At 65.8% G+C, this 19,936-nt stretch carries 18 protein-coding genes; 11 read left to right on the forward strand and 7 right to left on the reverse strand.

Going from position 1 to position 19,936, the window contains the following annotated elements:
* Positions 1-85 precede the first annotated feature (85 nt).
* The 5 genes from G3N59_RS05810 to G3N59_RS05830 all read left to right on the forward strand — a co-directional run bounded on the left by G3N59_RS05810 (position 86) and on the right by G3N59_RS05830 (position 6,256).
* Positions 86-442: a Rap1a/Tai family immunity protein gene (locus G3N59_RS05810; protein ID WP_205981610.1), complete on the forward strand. Its 357-nt coding sequence runs from the start codon at positions 86-88 to the stop codon at positions 440-442.
* Positions 443-790: 348 nt separating this feature from the next.
* A complete protein-coding gene (locus G3N59_RS05815) occupies positions 791-2,098 on the forward strand; it encodes a mechanosensitive ion channel domain-containing protein (RefSeq protein ID WP_205981611.1) in 1,308 nt (435 codons plus the stop codon).
* Positions 2,099-2,173: 75 nt separating this feature from the next.
* Complete coding sequence (gene otsA, locus G3N59_RS05820; protein ID WP_205981612.1) at positions 2,174-3,616, forward strand: alpha,alpha-trehalose-phosphate synthase (UDP-forming); 1,443 nt, start codon at positions 2,174-2,176, stop codon at positions 3,614-3,616.
* Between the two features lie 93 nt (positions 3,617-3,709).
* Complete coding sequence (locus G3N59_RS05825; protein WP_205981613.1) at positions 3,710-4,888, forward strand: AAA family ATPase; 1,179 nt, start codon at positions 3,710-3,712, stop codon at positions 4,886-4,888.
* Between the two features lie 300 nt (positions 4,889-5,188).
* Positions 5,189-6,256: a glycosyltransferase family 4 protein gene (locus G3N59_RS05830; RefSeq protein WP_205981614.1), complete on the forward strand. Its 1,068-nt coding sequence runs from the start codon at positions 5,189-5,191 to the stop codon at positions 6,254-6,256.
* A 24-nt stretch (positions 6,257-6,280) separates the two neighbouring features.
* Here the strand turns inward: G3N59_RS05830 and G3N59_RS05835 are convergent, their stop codons facing one another.
* The 3 genes from G3N59_RS05835 to G3N59_RS05845 all read right to left on the reverse strand — a co-directional run bounded on the left by G3N59_RS05835 (position 6,281) and on the right by G3N59_RS05845 (position 8,110).
* Positions 6,281-6,868 carry a YSC84-related protein gene (locus G3N59_RS05835; RefSeq protein WP_205981615.1) on the reverse strand — a complete coding sequence of 196 codons (588 nt, stop codon included), beginning with the start codon at positions 6,866-6,868 and terminating at the stop codon, positions 6,281-6,283.
* Positions 6,869-7,055: 187 nt separating this feature from the next.
* Complete coding sequence (locus G3N59_RS05840; RefSeq protein WP_205981616.1) at positions 7,056-7,502, reverse strand: hypothetical protein; 447 nt, start codon at positions 7,500-7,502, stop codon at positions 7,056-7,058.
* Positions 7,503-7,780: 278 nt separating this feature from the next.
* On the reverse strand, positions 7,781-8,110 hold the full coding sequence (locus G3N59_RS05845; RefSeq protein WP_205981617.1) for a PsiF family protein: 330 nt from the start codon (positions 8,108-8,110) through the stop codon (positions 7,781-7,783).
* A gap of 188 nt (positions 8,111-8,298) precedes the next feature.
* On the opposite strand from G3N59_RS05845, the gene G3N59_RS05850 reads away from it, so the two are divergent.
* On the forward strand, positions 8,299-8,595 hold the full coding sequence (locus G3N59_RS05850) for a YciI-like protein (protein ID WP_205981618.1): 297 nt from the start codon (positions 8,299-8,301) through the stop codon (positions 8,593-8,595).
* A gap of 41 nt (positions 8,596-8,636) precedes the next feature.
* On the opposite strand, the gene G3N59_RS05855 is transcribed toward G3N59_RS05850, so the two are convergent.
* Positions 8,637-9,305 (reverse strand): phosphoribosyltransferase family protein, encoded by a 669-nt coding sequence (locus tag G3N59_RS05855; RefSeq protein WP_205981619.1) that lies wholly within the window; start codon positions 9,303-9,305, stop codon positions 8,637-8,639.
* Between the two features lie 292 nt (positions 9,306-9,597).
* Here G3N59_RS05855 and G3N59_RS05860 point away from each other — a divergent pair, with 292 nt between their 5' ends.
* Positions 9,598-9,819 (forward strand): hypothetical protein, encoded by a 222-nt coding sequence (locus tag G3N59_RS05860; protein WP_205981620.1) that lies wholly within the window; start codon positions 9,598-9,600, stop codon positions 9,817-9,819.
* A gap of 23 nt (positions 9,820-9,842) precedes the next feature.
* Here the strand turns inward: G3N59_RS05860 and G3N59_RS05865 are convergent, their stop codons facing one another.
* Positions 9,843-10,700, reverse strand: a complete 858-nt coding sequence (locus G3N59_RS05865) for a LysR substrate-binding domain-containing protein (protein ID WP_205981621.1) — start codon at positions 10,698-10,700, stop codon at positions 9,843-9,845.
* A 124-nt stretch (positions 10,701-10,824) separates the two neighbouring features.
* Between G3N59_RS05865 and G3N59_RS05870 the strand changes: the two genes are divergently transcribed.
* Both G3N59_RS05870 and phnX read left to right on the forward strand, forming a co-directional pair.
* Positions 10,825-11,985: a 2-aminoethylphosphonate--pyruvate transaminase gene (locus tag G3N59_RS05870; protein WP_205981622.1), complete on the forward strand. Its 1,161-nt coding sequence runs from the start codon at positions 10,825-10,827 to the stop codon at positions 11,983-11,985.
* A gap of 40 nt (positions 11,986-12,025) precedes the next feature.
* The gene (phnX, locus tag G3N59_RS05875; RefSeq protein ID WP_205981623.1) at positions 12,026-12,829 is read left to right on the forward strand and encodes a phosphonoacetaldehyde hydrolase; all 804 of its coding nucleotides are present in this window, start codon (positions 12,026-12,028) and stop codon (positions 12,827-12,829) included.
* 56 nt (positions 12,830-12,885) lie between these two features.
* Here phnX and G3N59_RS05880 read toward each other — a convergent pair whose 3' ends face one another.
* Positions 12,886-13,965, reverse strand: a complete 1,080-nt coding sequence (locus G3N59_RS05880) for an asparaginase (RefSeq protein WP_205981624.1) — start codon at positions 13,963-13,965, stop codon at positions 12,886-12,888.
* A gap of 406 nt (positions 13,966-14,371) precedes the next feature.
* Between G3N59_RS05880 and G3N59_RS05885 the strand changes: the two genes are divergently transcribed.
* The gene (locus G3N59_RS05885; protein ID WP_205981625.1) at positions 14,372-14,689 is read left to right on the forward strand and encodes a YnfA family protein; all 318 of its coding nucleotides are present in this window, start codon (positions 14,372-14,374) and stop codon (positions 14,687-14,689) included.
* Between the two features lie 43 nt (positions 14,690-14,732).
* Here G3N59_RS05885 and G3N59_RS05890 read toward each other — a convergent pair whose 3' ends face one another.
* Positions 14,733-15,176 (reverse strand): thioesterase family protein, encoded by a 444-nt coding sequence (locus G3N59_RS05890; RefSeq protein WP_205981626.1) that lies wholly within the window; start codon positions 15,174-15,176, stop codon positions 14,733-14,735.
* A 404-nt stretch (positions 15,177-15,580) separates the two neighbouring features.
* On the opposite strand from G3N59_RS05890, the gene G3N59_RS05895 reads away from it, so the two are divergent.
* On the forward strand, positions 15,581-19,921 hold the full coding sequence (locus tag G3N59_RS05895; RefSeq protein WP_205981627.1) for an ATP-binding protein: 4,341 nt from the start codon (positions 15,581-15,583) through the stop codon (positions 19,919-19,921).
* Positions 19,922-19,936: the final 15 nt, after the last annotated feature.

Raw genomic sequence — 19,936 nt, forward strand, 5'->3', positions numbered from 1 at the left:
TTGCTGACGACGCCTCCAACGGCTCGCACCAGCGGGCGGCGAGCGGCGCGGGGGCGCCGCCCCACACGACGATTCAAGGAGAACCATGCTGCGGGCTCTGTTCTGCGCCGGCGCGCTCATGTTGCCGCTCTCGGCTTTCGCATTCACCGCCAGCGACCTCAACCGCCTTTGCTCGAAGACCGACGTGGCCTCGCGTAGCGCCTGCGCGGCCTATATCGAAGGGGCCGCCGACGGCATCTTCAACACCATCGACGCAATCGGCGGCACGACCGGGCCGCGGGTTGGCCAGTACTTCTGCCTGCCGGCGGACGCGCGCTCGGCGCAACTGACCGACGCCGTGCGCAAATACATCGCCGATAACCCGAACGTGGCCGGCTACAACGCCAGCACGGCGATTTCGCTGGGTCTGGGGAAGGCGTTTCCCTGCAAGACGGGAAGTTGATCTCGCTAGTTAATCTCGCTAGTTGATCTGACTGGCTGAACGCATGTCTTGAGCCGGACGGGCTTTCCGTCCGCGCTTCGGATGCTCTGCTGGAGCGTCCAGGCGGCTGTACGCACGACCGTGCAGCCGCTTTTATCCGCACTCGAACCTGCCGTTGAACCAACGGCGAAATCCTCAGTCGATTCACCTGCGGGACGTTTTTTACGACCTCGCGCCTGCTGTTTCCATAGCGTTCACCGCAATCTTTGGCGTTTTTTGACGCGCATTGCCGTACTTCGCTGCCGCGTCCGCTCCGATCTTTTCCTCGTTTTCATCGATTCCGTCACGTTCAGGAGGAACTGGCCGCCGATGCCCAACTTCGATTCCCTTTCCGTCTTCAGCGCGCGTCTGGCCGATGCCGCCGACGCGCCACTACAAACCTGGCCCGGCACGCTGATCGTCAGCGCGCTGGCGCTCTTGATTGCGCTGAGCATCCACTGGATCGGCGCGCGCGTGGTGCGCAGGATCGCGCGGCCGTATCCGCATGCGAGCGTGTGCGTGCGCTATGTCCATCAGCCCGCGCGCGTGCTGCTGGCCGTGATGGCGCTGGAGTTCGTCTGGTGGCAGGCGCCCGACACGCTGCGTTTTATCGGCACCTTGCGCGAGCTGTGCGCGTTCGCGCTGGTGGGCGCGATCACGTGGCTTTCGGTGCGCTGCGCGGCGGCGATCGGCGAGGCCATCATCGCCGCGCATCCGCTCGATATCGCCGATAACCTCGAAGCGCGCCGTATCCACACGCAGGCGCGTGTGCTGGCGCGCACGGTGATGGTCCTCATCGTCATTCTGGGCGTGGGCGCCGCGCTCATGACCTTTCCGAGCGTGCGGCAGATCGGGGCGAGTCTGCTGGCCTCGGCGGGCGTGGCCGGTCTGGTCGCCGGTATCGCGGCACGCCCCGTGCTAGGCAATCTGATTGCGGGTTTGCAGATTGCGATTTCGCAGCCGATCCGTATCGACGATGTGGTCGTGATTCAGGGCGAGTGGGGGCGGATCGAGGAAATCACCGGCACGTATGTGTCGGTGCGCATCTGGGACCAGCGGCGGCTGATCGTGCCGCTGCAGTGGTTTATCGAGAATCCGTTCACCAACTGGACGCGCAGCAGTTCGCAGATCATCGGCACGGTGTTTTTGTGGCTCGATTACCGCATGCCGCTCGCGCCGCTGCGCGAAGAACTGGCGCGCATCGTCGAGCATGCGCCGGAGTGGGACAAGCGCGTGCAGGTGCTGCAGGTCACGGACGCGAACGAGCGCGCGATGCAGTTGCGCGTGCTGGTGAGCTCGCAGGACTCGGGGCTGAACTGGGATCTGCGTTGCCGGGTGCGCGAAGGGCTGCTCGATTTCGTCAACGCGCGCTATCCCGAGTACTTGCCGAAGTCGCGCGCCGAGGTCGCGGCGCAACTCGAAGGCGGCGGGTTCGATGGGTTCGGCGCAGGCGGCACGAGCGCTCAGGCGGGCGGCGCGCAGCGTCCGATGCCGCCGTGGCGTCCGGCTGCTGCGCCGGCCTCGAGCACCGCCGCGCATACCGCGGCGGACCCGGTGGCGGGCAGCAGCACGCGCGCAGGCAGCGAGCACGAAGAGAGCGAAGCCGAAGCCTTGCTGGAGGACCGCCCAGGACGTTGATTGCCCACCGTGCGCGCCCAGAACCTATAACAGAGACAGAGGAAGCATGCAGATGAAAGAAGAAGGAGCGCAACGATGGCCAGACTGATAGTCGTCTCGAACCGCGTGGCGACGCCCACGGAAACCAAAGGCTCGGCGGGCGGCCTGGCGGTTGGCGTGTTCGGCGCGCTCAAGGACGCGGGCGGGGTGTGGTTCGGCTGGAGCGGCGATGTGGTGAGCGAGACGGTCGCCAACGCCGGCCCCACGCTCGTGCAGGAAGGCGCGGTGACGTTCGCGACGGTCGGCCTCACGAAAAAGGATTACGACCAGTACTACCGCGGGTTTTCGAACGCGACGCTCTGGCCGGTGTTCCACTATCGCAACGACCTGGCGCGTTACGAGCGCGACGAATACGCCGGTTATCGACGCGTCAATGCGTGGCTCGCCCACAAGCTGATGAAGCTGATCGAGCCCGACGACATCATCTGGGTCCACGACTACCATCTGATTCCGTTCGCGGAGGCGCTGCGTTCGGAAGGCCTGCGCAACCGCATCGGCTTCTTTCTGCATATTCCGTTTCCGTCGCCGCAGGTGCTGCAGACGATTCCGCCGCACGACGAACTCGTCAAATCGCTGTGCTGTTACGACCTGCTCGGTTTCCAGACCCGCAACGACCAGCAGGCGTTTCACGACTACATGGCGCGCGAGGCGCGCGGCGTCGTGCGCGAACTGGGTGAGAAGACGGGCGAGAAGACGGGCGAGAAGGGCCGGCAGGGCGAGCACGAAGGCGAAATCGAAGCCTACGGGCGCAAGCTGCGCACGGGCGTGTATCGCATCGGCGTGTTTCCCGACGAAATCGCCGAACAGGCCGCGCGCTACGAAAGCCGCCAGCATGTGCTCGATCTCAAGCAGAGCCTCGAAGGGCGCAAGCTCATTATGAGCGTGGATCGGCTCGATTATTCGAAGGGGCTGGTCGAGCGCTTTCACGCGTTCGAACAGTTGCTCGAACATTCGCCCGAATGGCGCGGCAAGGTCACGCTCGTGCAGATCGCGCCGCCAACGCGCTCGGATGTGGCCAGCTACAAGGTGATCCGCGAGGAACTGGAGCGCGAGGCCGGGCGCATCAATGGCCGCTATTCGGGCCTCGATTACACGCCGATCCGCTATCTGAGCCAGCAGTACGACCGCTGGAAGCTGATGTCGCTGTTTCGCGAATCGCAGATCGGCTATGTCACGCCGCTGCACGACGGCATGAATCTGGTCGCGAAGGAATACGTGGCCGCACAGAATCCCGACGATCCCGGCGTGCTGGTGCTGTCGATTTTCGCGGGCGCGGCGGCGGAGCTGAGCGGCGCGCTGCTGGTGAATCCGCACGACGCGACGGGCATGTCCGAAGCGCTGGAGCGCGCGTTGGCGATGCCGCTCGCCGAGCGCCGGGAGCGCCACGAAACCAATATGGCGGCGCTGCGCCGCAACGATCTGGGCGTGTGGCGCGACCGTTTCTTGCGCGATCTGGCGAGCGTGCCGCAGCCGCGTTGACGCAGCTTGCGCGATGAGGCGTAGAGGATTGCGTATGATCCGGCGTTGATCTTCGGCCAGCGCGCCGCCCGTCATTCACGTCGTCTACGCCTCATGCTCACCACGCTCGCCATCGCCAATTACCGCTCGCTGCGCGAGCTTATCGTGCCGCTTGGACCGCTCAACGTGATTACCGGTCCGAACGGCAGCGGCAAATCCAATCTCTATCGCGCGCTGCGTCTGCTCGCGCTCACGGCGCGCGGTGGCGTGATTCCGTCGCTGGCGCGCGAAGGCGGGCTGCAATCGACGCTCTGGGCGGGTCCCGAGCGCTTTTCGCGCGCCGTGACCGCGGGCGAGCACGCAGTGCAGGGCACGGTGCGCAAGGACGCGGTGAGTCTCAAGCTCGGCTTTGCGGGCGAGACCTTTGGTTACGCGATCGATCTGGGCTTGCCGCCGCCCGCGTCCACCTCGCAGTTTTCGCTCGATCCGGTCATCAAGCGCGAGTGCATCTGGAGCGGGCCGGTGCTGCGTCCGTCCGCGCTGCTGGTGGATCGCCAGGGGCCGATGATCCGCATCCGCGACGATGAAGACGGCCGGCGCGGCGAATGGTCCACGCTCGCGCAGCCGGTGGCGAGTTTCGACAGCATGATGACCGAGTACGCCGACCCGCGCAGCGCGCCCGAGATGATCGCGGTGCGCGAGCAGATCCGCTCGTGGCGCTTCTACGACCACTTCCGCACCGACCAGCACGCGAGCGCGCGCCAGGTGCAGATCGGCACGCATTCCCCCGTACTCGCCGACGATGGCGCGAATCTGGCGGCGGCCTTGCAGACGATCCGCGAGATCGGCGATGGCGCGGCGCTCGATAACGCCATCGGCGATGCGTTTCCGGGCGCGCGCGTCGAGATCGTCAATCACGAAGGGCGGTTCGAAGTGGCGCTGCGCCAGGAAGGGCTGTTGCGGCCCTTGCGCGGCGCGGAGCTTTCCGACGGCACGCTGCGCTATCTGCTGCTTGCAGCGGCGCTGCTGAGCCCGCGTCCGCCCGCGCTGCTGGTGCTCGACGAGCCGGAAACCAGCCTGCATCCCGATCTGCTGCCGTCGCTCGCGCGCCTGATTGCGCGGGCGTCGACGCAATCGCAGGTGCTGGTCGTCTCGCACGCGGCGCGGCTCGTGGCGGCGCTGGAGCGCGAAGCGGGCAGCCAGTCGATCGTGCTGGAGCGGCGTCTGGGCGCCACCAGCTTTGCCGATCCCGATTCCCTCGACGTGCCCGCATGGAAGTGGCCGACGCGCTGAGCATGGCTCGCCCGGGCGCCGTTGTATCCGCATGTAAATCAGTATGAAAAATTGCAAGAGCGGGGGCGAGGCGGCGTCGATTGCCGAATAATGGATCGCTGGTACGCCAGCAAAAGCGGGCGCGTTCGGTCCCCGGAACGCCCGCTGCGTGTGCGCTTTGTGACACCTCGCTTACAATGCCTCACGAGGTTCCCGAGGCAACGGGCGCGCAATGTGCGTCACTCACGTGTTACCCATGCGTTACCCGTTTGCTTGACCCGATGGGCCCAGGCATCGCTGCCGAACACTGGAGACACCCCGATGAGAATTGCGCAGATCGCTCCGCTGACCGAATCGGTCCCGCCCAAGCTCTATGGCGGCACGGAACGCGCCGTGTCGTACATCACCGAGGCGCTGGTCGAGCTCGGCCATGACGTGACGCTGTTCGCCAGCGGCGATTCCGTCACGAGCGCGAAGCTCGAACCGGTCTGGCCGCGCGCGCTGCGTCTCGATCCCGCGATTCGCGACCGCGTGGCGCCGCACATGCTGCTGATGGAACTGGTGCGCCGCCAGGCCGATCAGTTCGACGTGCTGCACTTCCATATGGACTACTACTCGTTTTCGGTGTTCAAGCGCCAGGAAACGCCGTTCGTGACCACGCTGCATGGCCGTCTGGATCTGCCCGAGCAGCAGCCGGTGTTCGACACCTTCAACACCGCGCCGGTCATCTCGATCTCCAACTCGCAGCGCCAGCCGATCCCGCAGGCCAAATGGCTGCGCACGGTCTATCACGGCCTGCCCGAAAATCTCTACACGCCGCAGCCGGTCGAGCAGCGCTATCTGGCGTTTCTCGGGCGCATTTCGCCGGAAAAGCGCGTCGATACGGCGATCCGCATTGCCCAGCGTTGCGGCCTGCCGATCCGCATCGCCGCCAAGGTCGACGAAGCCGACCGCGAGTATTTCGAGCGCGAGATCAAGCCGCTGTTCGCATTGCCGAACGTCGATTTCGTCGGCGAGATCAACGACAGCCAGAAAGCCGAGTTTCTTTCGGGCGCCCATGCGCTGCTGTTCCCGATCGACTGGCCGGAGCCGTTCGGTCTGGTGATGATCGAGGCGATGGCCTGCGGCACGCCGGTGATCGCCTTCAATCGCGGCGCGGTGCCGGAAGTGGTGGACGACGGCGTATCGGGTTTTATCGTCGAAGACGAGATTGGCGCGGTGGCCGCCATCAATCGTCTCGCGCGCGTGCCGCGTGACGGTGTGCGCCGCCGCTTCGAGGAACGCTTCACCTCGCATCGCATGGCGCAGCAGTATGTGGAGGCGTATCAGGCGGTGATTCGCGCGAACCGGCGTTCGCGTTTCAAGGTGATCGATACGTCCGCGACCTGAGCGCGGACGTCGATCCGCAGCGCGTTACAGCTTCAGTTGCGTGATCTTGGTGGTGCCGAGCGACAGATCGCCGATCAACCCGCTGTTGGTCAGCACGAAGACTTCGACGGGTTTGACGGCGGTGGTGGTGTCGATCTTGCCGTTGGCGCCCACCTTGACGGCGGCCACCGAGGCGTCGCCGCCCACCGACCAGCCTTCCGAGGTCCGCAGCCGCTCGAGCGCGTCTTCGGTCATGAACAGATACACCACGGCTTTCGACTGCATGCCGAGCGTCGCGCCCACCGACGCGCCCGTCGTGCTGTAGTAGCCCACCGTGCTGCCGCCGACGCGCAACGCGCCGTCGCCGTGCTCGCCACCGATGCCGATACCGGCCTGAATCACCTGCGGGAACACCAGCACGCCACGCGCCTTGCCGACCAGCTCGCGCGCGCCCGGCACGGTCTGGAACAGGCGCGACATCGTGCCGTCGACGCTGGCGTCGATCGACTGGCGGCGCGCGTCGTTGGTTTGATCGGTGGGTGGCGTGCTGCCGGTGGTCGAGCAGCCTGCGAGAGCCGCACTGGCGAGTGCGATGGCAACCGATGCTCTCAGGATGAAGCGACGTCCTTGCATGTTGTTCTCCGTTCTGTTTTCCGGAAAGCCGAACCGCCGCGGCGCTGCCGATGACGAATCAGCCTCGTCGTTATAGCACAGGCTTTCAAATGACCATTCGGAGCGGGCACGGAAATCGCGCAGCGGCCGCGCGCCGCCACCAGCAAGGCCTGGCGGGGTGGAGGAAAGCAAACGAGAGCGGGGAAAATCAGGGTTCCGGCACGATTTTGGCGGCCGGCGGGCGCCGTAGCGCGCGGCGAATCGCGCCGATCACGATGCCGAACACGAGCAGCCCGACGGCCGGCACGACCCAGTAACCGACAAACGCATGCCAGAGATAGCGCACGAGCGTCATGCGGCGTTGCGCGTATTCGTCGCGAGCGGTTTGCCAGACGGCGGCGTTTTCGGCCAGCACGGCCTGCGGGCAAGCCGAGGCGCCCGCGCTCCCGGGCGTGCCCTGGCAGTGCAGCGGGGCGCCGGCGTTGCGTTCGGCGTCGGTGAAGGTCCACGAGGTGAGCGCGCGCTGCAGATCCGCGCGGTTATAGGCCATTTCCTCCTGGATCTCGCGCACCGCGACGATCATCACCGGCACGAGCCAGAACACCATCACCAGCATCCAGCGGCGAAACCAGCGATTCTTGTGTCTCCATGCCATCTGCGCCTCCGTTCGATGCCGATGGCATCAAGCAGGATCAGCCTGTGTAGGTCGGCCCGATGGCGATAGACGTTTTCGTATAAGGGAAGGGGCCGCTGGAGCCATCATAGGAGAAAAATGGCGCGCCGGCGCGAGGTCCTGGCGGTTCGCGTTGCACGAACCACACCATAAAAAACGACGCGCCGCAGCAAAATGCCGGGGCGCGTCGTTTGCCGATGCACTGCGCGATGCTTCGCCAGGTTGATCAGGAATCCCTGGCGGATGCCGATGGCATCGAATCAGCTCTTGGTCGAGAGGCAGGTCTTCATGAAGGCTTTACGGTCGTCGCCTTTCTTGTCGGCGGCTTGCGTGTTGCAGGACTTCATGCGTTCCTGTTGCGTCATCTTGGTGGCCGGGGCCGCGCCGCTTGCCGACAGACATTGCTTCATGAAGGCCTTGCGGTCGTCGCCTTTCTTGTCGGCGGCCTGCGTGTTGCAGGTCTTCATTTTCGACTGCTGGCTATTCATGGCAGCGCCCGAAGCGGCGGCCGGAGCAGCGGTCTGTGCGAACGCCGGTGCGGCGAACACGCCGCCCAGCACGATTGCAGCAATGACGGATTGGATCTTCATCGTTCACTCCCATGGGATATCGACATTGTCGGTAGTCGTGCGCGCAGGCCGCTGGTTCGTCACATCCTTGCCCATCGCCGCAACCATTATGGCAAAGCCAACCTGAAAACGGACCGGCGCACGCTTCGGTTGACGTGCGCTACGGCACAATGCGATCTATCTGCATCGCACGCACAAGGAGACAGGCCATGCATTACCTCTTGATGTACGAACTCGCCGACGATTACCTCGACCGGCGCGCCGAACATCGCCACGCGCATCTCGCGCTCGCGTGGGCGGCGGCGGAGCGCGGCGAATTGCTGCTCGCAGGCGCGATCGCCGATCCCGTCGACAATGCGCTGCTGCTGTTCCAGGGAGACAGCCCGGCCGCCGCCGAAGCCTTCGCGCACGCCGATCCCTATGTGCAGGCCGGGCTCGTGAAAGCATGGCGCGTGCGGCCGTGGCAAACCGTGGTGGGCGAACACGCGGCAAGCCCGGTGCGTTGAATGCCGATGCCCGCACAACGATCGAGGTCGAGCGGTCGCGTCTAATGCGATTCGTCTGACGAGCCGGCCGCGGCGCGATCGAGCAGATCGCGCACGGTTTCGTCATCGACCTGAGTGAAATCGGCGTAGAACTGGCCCACGCTCATGAACGACGCGGGCGTCTGCACGCAGACGAAATCGTCGACGGTGCCGTCCAGCCGCGCGCGTGCGCCCGCAGGCGCAACCGGCAGCGCGGCCACGATGCGCGCGGGTCCAAGCGAGGCCAGCGCCAGCGCAGCGGCCTTGAGCGACGCGCCGGTGGCCATGCCGTCGTCGATGAGCAGCGCCACGCAGCCCGCTACCGGCACGGCCGCGCGCTCGCCGCGATAACGCGCCTCGCGCCGCCCCAGTTCGATGCGCGCGAGCGCCAGCGCGCTCTGCAATTGCGCCTCGCTCACGCCGGCTTCGCGGATCAGCGCTTCGTCCACGTATTGCGCGCCGTTCGAGGAGAGGGCGCCCATCGCCAGTTCGGGTTGCCACGGCACGCCGAGCTTGCACACGGGCAAGACGTCGAGCGGCGCGCCCAGCGCTTGCGCCACGTCAAACGCGACCGGCACGCCGCCGCGCGGCAATGCGAGCACGACCACATCGCGCCGCCCGCCATAAGGCGCGACGAGTTGCGCGGCGAGTTGACGCCCCGCCTCGCGGCGATCGGTGAATGGGCGATTCATGGCGCGTAGTGTCGACCCGGAAGCGATTTTCCGGCGCTCGGCAGCGAAGAAGAGAGGTGTCCAGTGTGCCACGCACGGGCTGAACCCGGCGCACACTCGGCGGGAAAATACGCGATAAAAACCGCGCTCAAAACCCGAGCCAGGAATGAATGTCGTTCAGGCGTGCTGCATAGCCCGACGGGCGCAAAGGTCTCCCGCCGCGCACTCATTTGCATACGCGGATTTCTCGTTTGGCGCGGCCCGCGCGCGTGGTTAGCATGGCACCGTGCCTTTTACCGACGAGGTCCATGCCATGTCCGAAACCGCCTGTTTTTCGCCGCGTGTGGTCGAACCCGCCGAAGCCGATGCCCCCGAAGGCCTTGGCCTCGCCCTGGAGCTGCGGCTCGCGCGGCCCATCGACGGCATTGCGGGTCACGCGCTGCGCATTCACCTGCGGCGCGGCGCGCGTATGGATCAGGCGGAGACGCTGCGCGACCTGCTGCATGAAGTGGGCGCGGATATTGTCGTGTCCTGAGCGTCGTGTCGTGAGCGCAGCGCCTAGTCGAGCGGCGTCGCGAACAGCGCGTCGAGCAGATTGGACGATGAGGAATCGGCCAGACGCGTGAGCGACTCCACCATACGCACCTGGCAATCCACGAGCGGAATCGCGCGAATGCGCCGCGATTCGCCGAATTCCGCGCCCGCGATCACGCCCGCGCCCACGCCTTGCGCGATGGCGGTCTGCAGCGCCTCGCGGCCATCCACGTAAAGCACCGGCTGCACCTGCAGCCCCTTGCGCACCAGTTCGGCTTCGAGCAGTTGCTGCGTGACCGAGTGCGCCTCGCGGAAGATCATCGGTTCGCGCACCAGTTCCTCGTAGGTCATGCGGCGCTTTTTCGCGGCCGGGCTGTCGGCGGGCACGACCGCCACGAGCGGCTCCTCGCGTAGCACGCGCGTCTGCAGGCGGCTATGCACCTGATGCGCGGCGGTAATCGCCGCGTCGACTTCGCTCGACAGCACGCGCCGCATACATTCGGTCGCGTTCGCAATGCCGAGCTTCACCACCACGCCCGGAAAACGGCGCCGGAACGCGCCGACGAGTTTGATCGCCAGATCGGGCGCATCGGCGACCAGCGCCAGTTCGCCCGATTCCAGCGCGCCCGCCGATTCCAGCAGCCGCCGCGCGTCGCGCTCGCAGCCCACCATCTGCCGCGTCACCGCATAGAGCCTGCGGCCGAGTTCGGTCAGCTCGACGCCGCGCGGCGCGCGCTCGAACAGCTTCACGCCGAAATCGGCTTCCAGCCGCCGCACGTGGTCGGACACGGCGGGCTGGGTCAGCGAAAGCGCCTGTGCGGCGCGCGAAAAGCCGCCGTGTTCGGCGACGGCGTGGAAGGCGCGAAGCTGCGCGTATTGCATGGCGGCTGACCTCTACGTTGCTATAAGTTTTACTGATATCGACATCGATTATATCGATTTTACCGATGCTCACCGTTCCAGTACCGTAGCGCCATCACGCTGAACACCGACTGGAGCAGCCCGCATGACCACCGCCGCAGATCCTTACCTGCTGACCCCCGGCCCGCTGACCACGGCCGCTTCGACCAAGGCCGCCATGCAGCGCGACTGGGGATCGTGGGACACCGATTTCCGCGCCATGACCGCGCGCCTGCGCGCCGCGTTGCTGGAGATCGCCGGCGCCACGGATCTCGATTACGACTGCGTGCCCTTGCAGGGCAGCGGCAGCTACTGCGTCGAAGCGATGCTCGGCAGCTTCGTGCCGCGCGACGGCCATGTGCTGGTGCTGGCCAACGGCGCGTACGGCAAGCGCATCGCGACCACGCTGCGCTATCTGGGGCGCCGCCATACGGTGCACGACACCGGCGACTACCTGCCGCCGCGCGCCGCCGATGTGGAGCGACTGCTCGTCGAACACGCGGATATCACGCATGTCGTGGTCGTTCATTGCGAAACCAGTTCGGGCATTCTCAATCCGGTCGAGGAAATCGCCGAACTGGTCGCGCGTCATGGCCGCCGTCTGCTGATCGATTCGATGAGCGCGTTCGGCGCCGTGCCGCTCGATATGCGCACGCTGCCGTGCGAGGCGTTCGTTTCGTCGGCGAATAAATGTATCGAGGGCGTGCCGGGCTTCGGTTTCGTGATCGCGAAGAAAAGCGCGCTGGAAGCGGCCAAGGGCGTCAGTCACTCGCTCGCGCTCGATTTGCACGATCAATGGGACGTGATGAACCGCACCGGCCAGTGGCGCTTCACGCCGCCGACGCATGCCGTGGCGGCCTTTCTCGAAGCGTTGCGCCTCTATGCGGAACAGGGCGGCCAGCCGGGGCGGCTCGCGCGCTACACGCGCAATCGCGATGTGATGGTGGCGGGCATGCAGGCGCTCGGTTTCGAGCCGCTGCTCACGCAAAACTGGCGCTCGCCGATCATTGTCACGTTCTTTTCGCCTGCGCATGCGAACTTCAGTTTCACGCGCTTTTACGAGCTGATGAAAGAGCAGGGTTTCATCATCTATCCGGGCAAGCTCACGAACGTCGAAAGCTTCCGCATCGGCTGTATCGGCGCGCTCGACGAAGCGGTGATGCGCCGCGTGGTCGAAGCCTGCGGCACGGCCCTGCGCACCCTGGGCGTGCCCGACGGCGCGCCGGAACACGCTTCGCTGGACGCCCGCGAGGCGCTGGCAGCCTGATTGATCGATACACGTAGCGTCATTCGAAGGACAAAGGGAAATGAAACACGTCAAGGCAGTGATTTTCGACTGGGCCGGCACGGTGGTGGACTACGGTTCGCGCGCGCCGATGGGCGCTTTCGTCGAAACCTTCGAGCAGTTCGGCGTGCCGATCACGATCGACGAGGCACGCGGTCCGATGGGCATGGCCAAGCGTCCGCATATTGCCGCGCTGATGGCGTTGCCGCGCGTGGCCCAAGCCTGGCAGGCGCGCCACGGCCATCTGCCGGGCGAAGCCGATATCGACGCGGTTTATGACGTCTTCGTGCCGAAGAACGTCGCCGTGGCCGCCCAGTACAGCGACGTGATTCCGGGCGTCGCGGCCGTGACGAAGCAACTGCGCGCCGATGGCGTGCGCATCGGCTCCACCACGGGCTATACGCGCGAAATCATCGATCAGATCGTGCCGGGCGCGGCTGCGCAAGGCTTCGAGGCGGACAGCATCGTCTGCACGGGCGACACGCCGGAAGGCCGTCCGTCGCCGTACATGATCTATCGCACGCTGCCGCAGCTGGGCGTGTGGCTCGCACGCGATGCGATCAAGGTGGACGACACCGAAGTCGGCATCGAAGAAGGTCTGAACGGCGGCACGTGGGCCGTGGGCGTGGCGGTGAGCGGCAACGCCTTCGGCATGACCGAGGACGAAGTGCACGCGCTCGCGCCCGACGAATTCGCGCTGCGCCGTGCCGCGGCGGTCGAGCGTCTGCGTGCGGCGGGCGCGCATTACGTGATCGACAGCGTGGCCGATCTGCTGCCTGTGGTTACGGAAATCGAAACGCGTCTGGCGCGCGGCGAGCGTCCCTGATCAAGCCTTCGATGTGAGCGGGCGGCGCGATGCCGCCCGTTTTTTCGCGCGCGCGATCACCAGGTCGCGGCGAACGCCTTTTGCACCTGCGCAGGCGCTGTGATGCCGTTCGCGATCAGCAGTTGCGTGAGAATGCGCGCCTTCTGCGCATTGAGATCGAGCGAAACGACGAAACCGTTCTGGTCGTCGTTGACCTCGACATTGCGATTCACGAAGCCCGATCCCACGCGCGACGCGCGCACCACGACGATGCCCTGTTTCGCGGCCCGTTCGAGCGCATCCAGCGCCGTCTTCGACGTATTGCCGTCGCCGACGCCCGCGAGCACGATGCCCTTTGCCTTGCTGGCGATCGCGCTGTCGATCTCCACGCCGTCCATATTCGCGTGCGAGTAGACGATGGCAACGCGCGGCAGCGCTTCGCCCGAGGGCAGGGTGTACTTGTGGCTATCTGGCTGGAACGCCGGCGCGAGAAAGCGCACGCTCGCCGGATCGACATAACCGATCGGCCCGCTGTTGGGCGACACGAAGGTCTGCACGCTCGTGGTGTTGGTTTTGGTCGTCGCCCGTGCCGACTGGATCGTGTCGTTGAGCACGACCATCACGCCGCGCCCGCGCGCGGAAGGACTCGCCGCCACTTCCACCGCTTCGTAGAGATTGCTCGGGCCGTCGGCGCTGGTGGCCGTGGACGGCCGCATCGAGCCGACCAGCACGACGGGTTTGTCGGTGTGCAGTACGTTGTCGAGGAAGAAGGCGGTTTCTTCGAGCGTGTCCGTGCCGTGGGTGATGACGACGGCATCGGCCTCGTTGCGATCGAATATCTGCTGGATGCGCCGCGCCAGCGCGAACCAGACCTTGTCGTTCATGTCCTGCGAGCCAATCGAGGCGACCTGTTCGGTGCTCAGTTGCGCGAGTTTTTCGATGCCGGGCACGGCCTGCACGAGTTGCTGGGCGCCCACTGCGCCCGCGTTGTAGGCGTTGGCCGCGCGCGCATCGGCCTGACCGGCGATGGTGCCGCCGGTGGCGAGCACGGCGACGCGCGGCAAGGCGGTATCGGCGGCGAAAGCGGCGGGGGGAATTAACGCGGAAACGAGGAATAACAGCGTGGCGAAATAGCGGGCATAAACGGCGTGTCGCATGATTTTTCCTTTGATATTTCGATAATCGATATTCAAGGCGCGCACTGCGCCAATCGATTATTTGTCATTTACCGATAAATGCAATATCGCATTGATGAAGTGCGATTTTTTGCCGCCGGGAAATAACAGCGAAAACATACGTTGGGCAAAGGAATTCAGCGTGAGTGACAACACGCAGGTTGATATTCTTCGCAATCGTTTACGTAATTCGACGCAATGGAACCGGATTTATTCATTTTGTCGCTTTGAAACATGAATAACGACGCTCACCATTTAATCATCCGCAATACAGAAAATCTGCCTTCCAGATTGCGGCGAGTGAAAAATCCCATGCGCAATAGATGATGATTTTTACGTGTAACGATGGCCTGCGTTACCATGAGCGCCCCTGGATCGAACCTCGCCCATGAAGACGTTTCTGCTCTTTGTCGCCACCGCGCTCGCCGAGATCGTCGGTTGCTATCTGCCGTATCGCTGGCTGCGCGAAGGCGCGAGCGTCTGGTTGTTGGTGCCCGCGGCCGCATCGCTCGCGCTGTTCGCCTGGCTGCTGACGCTGCACCCGAGCGCGGCCGGTCGCACGTATGCCGCGTATGGCGGCGTCTACGTGTTCGTGGCGATTCTCTGGCTGTGGGGCGTTGAAGCGATCCGCCCGAGCCCGTGGGATTGGGCCGGCATCGCGTTCACGCTCGCCGGCATGGCCCTGATTGCGTTTCAGCCGCGCTGAAAACGCATGACGCTGGCGCTCAGGCCAGCGTTCCAGCCAGCGCTCAGGCCAACGTATTGACCTCGGGGAATTTCGCGCGGAACGCCTTCGGCATCGGCACGACCTTCTTTGCCTCGTAGTCGAAAAACACGAAGCCCGATTTCGCCATCGCGATCAGCGCGCCGTCCGTGGGGCGCGTGATGCGAAAAATGATGTCGCCGCCGTATTTGTTGAAATCCATGATGCCGACTTCGAAGCACAACTGGTCGCGCGCATAGGCTTCGGCGCGGTAGGTGGTCGCCAGATCCGTGACGATGATGCTCGTGTGCGCGTCCTTCATGTCCTCGATACCGGCGTCGAACAGGAAGCGCGCGCGGGCCTCCGAAATCATCGAGATCATCGAATCGTTCGCGAGGTGATTGGCCGAGTTGATATCGGTGACGCGCACGGTGAGGTGGGTCGAGTAGTAATACTGGTCTTCGGGAAAATGGAGCTCGATGCGGGCCATGACGCGTTGCCTGAACTGATGCGGGGTTTGTCTCGGTGTTGTGCTTGACTGCGGGCGGTGTGCGGCGGGGTCGGATCGCCCACCTGAGGCAATCAGCCGCAGCCAGTGCGCGATTGTAGCGGCTGACGCGCTTCCTGGCGCCCCCGTCGGCAGCGATGTGCCGCAAGCGATTCGTCTTCGGAATGCGGGTGCGGGAGCGTTGACACGGCGCGCGGGCAGGGCGCACTCTCGAACGGATCGGCATCAGGCGCGCAAATTGCTGCTATGAGGCACTGTCCGCAACGGGCACTGATGGTGGCGAACCCATTCGGCGAACCCATGCGGCAAACCGATGTGGCAAACCCAGCAGCAGGCCAGGCGACATACCAGGCGGCAAGCCAGACCCAGCCCCCACGGGAGACCTCATGACCGGTGAAGCAGAGCGCGACGACGGGAGCGAGGCGCGCCAGCACGCCATCCGCACTGTCGTGGAGGAGGCCATTGCGGCGGTCGGGCAGGGCGTCCAGCAGCGCACGCAGCCGCTGGACGCCGGCGTGGGCATGGCCGCGCTCGTCGGCGCTTTCGACTGGTCCGGCACGCCGCTCGGCGCCTACGCAAACTGGTCGCATAGCCTCAAGAGCGTCGTGCGCCTGATGCTCGCTTCGCGCTACGCGATGTGGCTCGCCTACGGGCCCGATCTCACGTTTCTCTGCAACGACGCTTACCGGCCGACGCTCGGCGGCAAGCAGCAATTCATTGGCTTGCCCGCGCGCGAAGTCTGGGCGGAAGTGTGGGCCGAGGCGGGTTCGCGCATCCAGCACGTGCTCACCACCGGCGAAGCGACCTGGGACGAAAGCCTGCTGCTGTTCCTCGAGCGCAACGGTTTCAAGGAAGAGACGTATCACACGTTTTCCTACGGCCCGGTTCATGGCGACGACGGCGCGGTCGAAGGCATGCTGTGCGTCGTGACCGAAGACACGCGGCGAATCCTCTCCGAACGTCGCCTTGCGTCTGTGGCGCAACTGTCGGGCGCGGCGCGCAGCGCGCAGTCGGTCGCGGGTGCGTGCGACGAGATCGTCGCCGCGCTCGACGCCAACCGGCACGATCTGCCGTTTGTCGCGCTCTATCTGCTGGGCGAGGATGGCGCGCTCGCGCACCGCACGGCGTCCAGTCACGCCGATTCTCCGCATCTCGCCGCTGATGTGCCGCTGCACGGTGCGCATGCCGGCACCCTCGGGCTCGCATTCGCCGAAGCCGCGCGCTCGGGCGCGCCGCTGGAGGCTGACGCGCTCGCTGGCTTGCTGCCTGCGCCTTCGGTCTGGCCCGAGCCGGTGAGCCGCGCCGCCGTCGTGCCCTTGATGCGTGCAACCGGTCGTGCAGATTCCGCCGCGCCCGCTGACGCGAACGGCTGTATCGGCTTTCTCGTCGCGGGTCTGAGCCCGCGGCTGCGATTCGACGACGATTACCGCCGCTTTATCGAACTGGTCTCGGCGCAGGCGGGCAGCATTGTCGAAGCGGCGCGCGCGGTCGAAAACGAACGTCGGCGCGTCGAGCAACTGGCCGCGCTCGATCGCGCCAAAACCACGTTTTTCTCCAACGTCAGCCACGAACTGCGCACGCCGCTCATGCTGATGCTTTCGCCGCTCGACGATCTCGTTGCCGCCAATCACGATCCCGCGCAACTGGCCTTGCTGCGTCTCGCGCGCCGCAGCGGTCACCGGCTGTTGCGCCTCGTGAATTCGCTGCTCGATTTCGCGCGGATCGAAGCAGGGCGCATCGACGTCTGCTACGAGCCGACCGATCTGGCGCGCCTGACCCAGGACGTGGCGAGCACGTTCCGGTCGGCGATCGAGCGCGGCGGGCTGGCGTTTCGCGTGCAGTGCCGGCTCGACGAAGCGGTCTATGTCGACCGGCAGATGTGGGAAAAAATCGTCCTGAATCTGCTCTCGAATGCCTTCAAGTTCACGCTGGCCGGGCGCATCGGCGTGAGTCTCGCGCGTCATGGCGCGGATGCGCTGCTCACGGTCGAAGACAGCGGCAGCGGAATTCCGGCCCACGAAATGCCGCGCCTGTTCGAGCGCTTTCATCGCGTAGAGGGCACGCAAGGGCGCACGCAGGAAGGCTCGGGCATCGGTCTCGCGCTGGTCTACGAACTGGTCAAGCTGCATGGCGGGCGCATCGAGGCGTGGAGCGAGCCGGGGCACGGGTCGCGCTTCACGGTGAGCGTGCCGCTTGGCAGCGCGCATCTGGATGCGGCGCATCTGCGCGCCGCCACGCCAGGCGCGTCGAACTTTGCCGCCGCGTTTGCGGCGGAGGCCGCAGGCTGGCTGGGCACGCCAGGCGTAGGGAAGGCGGACGGCCAGGCGGCGTCGGCGGACAAAGCCGCCATCGGCGAAACCGACGGCCTGCGCATGGAACCAGCGGAACCGGCGGAACCGGCGGCGAGCGCGGCGTTCACGGGCTTGCGCGACCGGCGTTTCGCGATGACCTTCGGCTCGCGCATTCTGCTGGTCGACGATAACGCCGATATGCGCGCCTATGTCGGCACTTTGCTCGCCAGCGCCTATCAGGTCGATCTCGCCGCGGACGGCGTGCAGGCGCTGGAGATGGCGCGCCGCCATCGGCCCGACCTGATCGTTTCCGACGTGATGATGCCGCGCCTCGACGGCTTCGGCCTGCTCGCCGACGTGCGCCGCGATGCGGCCTTGCGCGGCGTGCCGGTGATCCTGCTGTCGGCGCGCGCGGGCGAAGAGTCGCGCCTCGAAGGCCTCGACGCCGGCGCCGACGACTATCTCGTCAAGCCGTTTTCCGCGCGCGAACTGGCGGCGCGGGTGGGCGCGCTGCTCGAACGCACGCAGATTCGCCGCGCCAACGAACAACTGCTCGAACTGGCGCTCTCGAGCATTCAGGATCAGTTCTTCCTGCTCGATCAGGACGCGCGGCTGACGCTGGTGAATCCGCGCTTTCTGGAACTGGCCGGCAAAACCGCGACGCAGGCGCTTGGCCAACGGCTCGTCGATGTCTGTCCCGAAGCCGCGACCAACGGTTTTGCCGAAGCCTTGCAAGCCGCGCTGGTCGCGCGCGAGGCGCGCCAGTTCGAAACGCGCTGCCTCCACACGGGCCGCTGGTTCGAGACGCGCATCTATCCGGCGGCCGAAGGCGCCGCCGTGCTGATGACCGATGTGACCGAGCGCAAGGACGCCCAGGAATCGATCCGTCTGCGCACCGCGCAATTCGAAACGCTCATGAACGAGGCGCCGCTGGGCGTCTATCTGGTCGATCGCGACCTGCGCATACGCGAAGTGAATCCGGCCGCGCGGCCGTTTTTCGGCGATGCGGCCGAATTGATCGGCGAGGACGTGAGCGCCGTGATGCGGCGGGTCTGGAACGCGCCGTACGCCGAGGAAATCGTCGATATTTTCCGGCGCACGCTCGAAACCGGGCAGCCGTATCACACGCCCGAGCGCATCGAGGCGCGGCGCGACCGCGAAGGCAGCGAATGCTACGAATGGGAAGTGCACCGCACGCCGTTGCCCGACGATCAGTTCGGCCTGGTCTGCTATTTCCGCGATATTTCGGCGCATGTGCGCGTGCGTCAGCAGCTAGAAGAAGCCGATCATCAGAAGGACGCGTTTCTCGCCACGCTCTCGCACGAACTGCGCAACCCGCTTGCGCCGATCCGCAGCGCAGCGGCGATTCTGGCTTCGGCGTCGCTCACGCCCGGGCAGCTGGCGTGGGCCACCGACGTGATCCGCCGTCAGGTCACGCATATGTCGGGACTGCTTGACGATCTGCTCGACCTCGCGCGCATCACCTGCGGCAAGCTCGAGCTGCGCCGCGACGTGGTGAGTCTCGCGGGCGTGATCCAGACCGCCGTGGAAGCGTCGCGGCCCTTGCTGGAGCGCAAGCGTCACGCGCTTGTCGTGCATGCGCCGCTGCCCGATGTGCTGATCGACGCCGATGCGCTGCGGCTGGCCCAGGTCGTATCGAATCTGCTCAATAACGCCGGGAAATACACCGATCCGGGCGGCCATATCGAACTGACGATCACGGTGTCCGGCGACTCGGTCGAACTCGCGGTGAAGGACGACGGCATCGGTCTGCCGCCCGACGCGCACGAGCGCCTGTTCGCGATGTTTTCGCAGATCGACGCGCGCTCGACGCGTACCGAAGGCGGGCTGGGTATCGGCCTCGCGCTCTCGAAGGGGCTTGTGCGGCTGCACGGCGGCACGATCCACGCGCGCTCGGCCGGGGCGAATCTGGGCAGCGAATTCCGCGTGATTCTGCCGATCGTCGTGCCGACACAGCCCGAGCGCGTCGCGGCCGATGAGCCGGGTGACGCGGCGCGCAGCACGCGCCGCGTGCTCGTTGTCGACGATAACCGGGACGCGGCGGAAAGCCTCGCGTTGCTGCTGTCGATCTCGGGCCACGATGTGCGCGTGGCGCACGCGGGCGAAGAGGCGCTGGCGCTCGCGGCGGTGTTTCGTCCGCAGACGGTGCTGCTCGATCTCGGCATGCCGGGATTGAGCGGTTACGACGTGGCGCGTGCGCTGCGCGCGATGCCCGATTCGTCCGAGATGGTGGTCGTGGCGCTAACGGGCTGGGGACAGGAAGAAGATCGCAAAAAGACCGTCGCGGCGGGCTTCGACTGGCACATCACCAAACCCGCCGACCCCGACCAGATCATGCTGCTGCTCACGCGCTCGCGCCGCGAATTGCTGGGCGAACGCGGCGCGGGCGTGCCGGTGGCGCGGCGTGGACTTTGAGGCATACGCTGCGCT

The sequence above is a fragment of the Paraburkholderia sp. Ac-20340 genome, from assembly GCF_017104965.1.
In the GTDB taxonomy this organism is placed as follows: Bacteria; Pseudomonadota; Gammaproteobacteria; order Burkholderiales; family Burkholderiaceae; genus Paraburkholderia.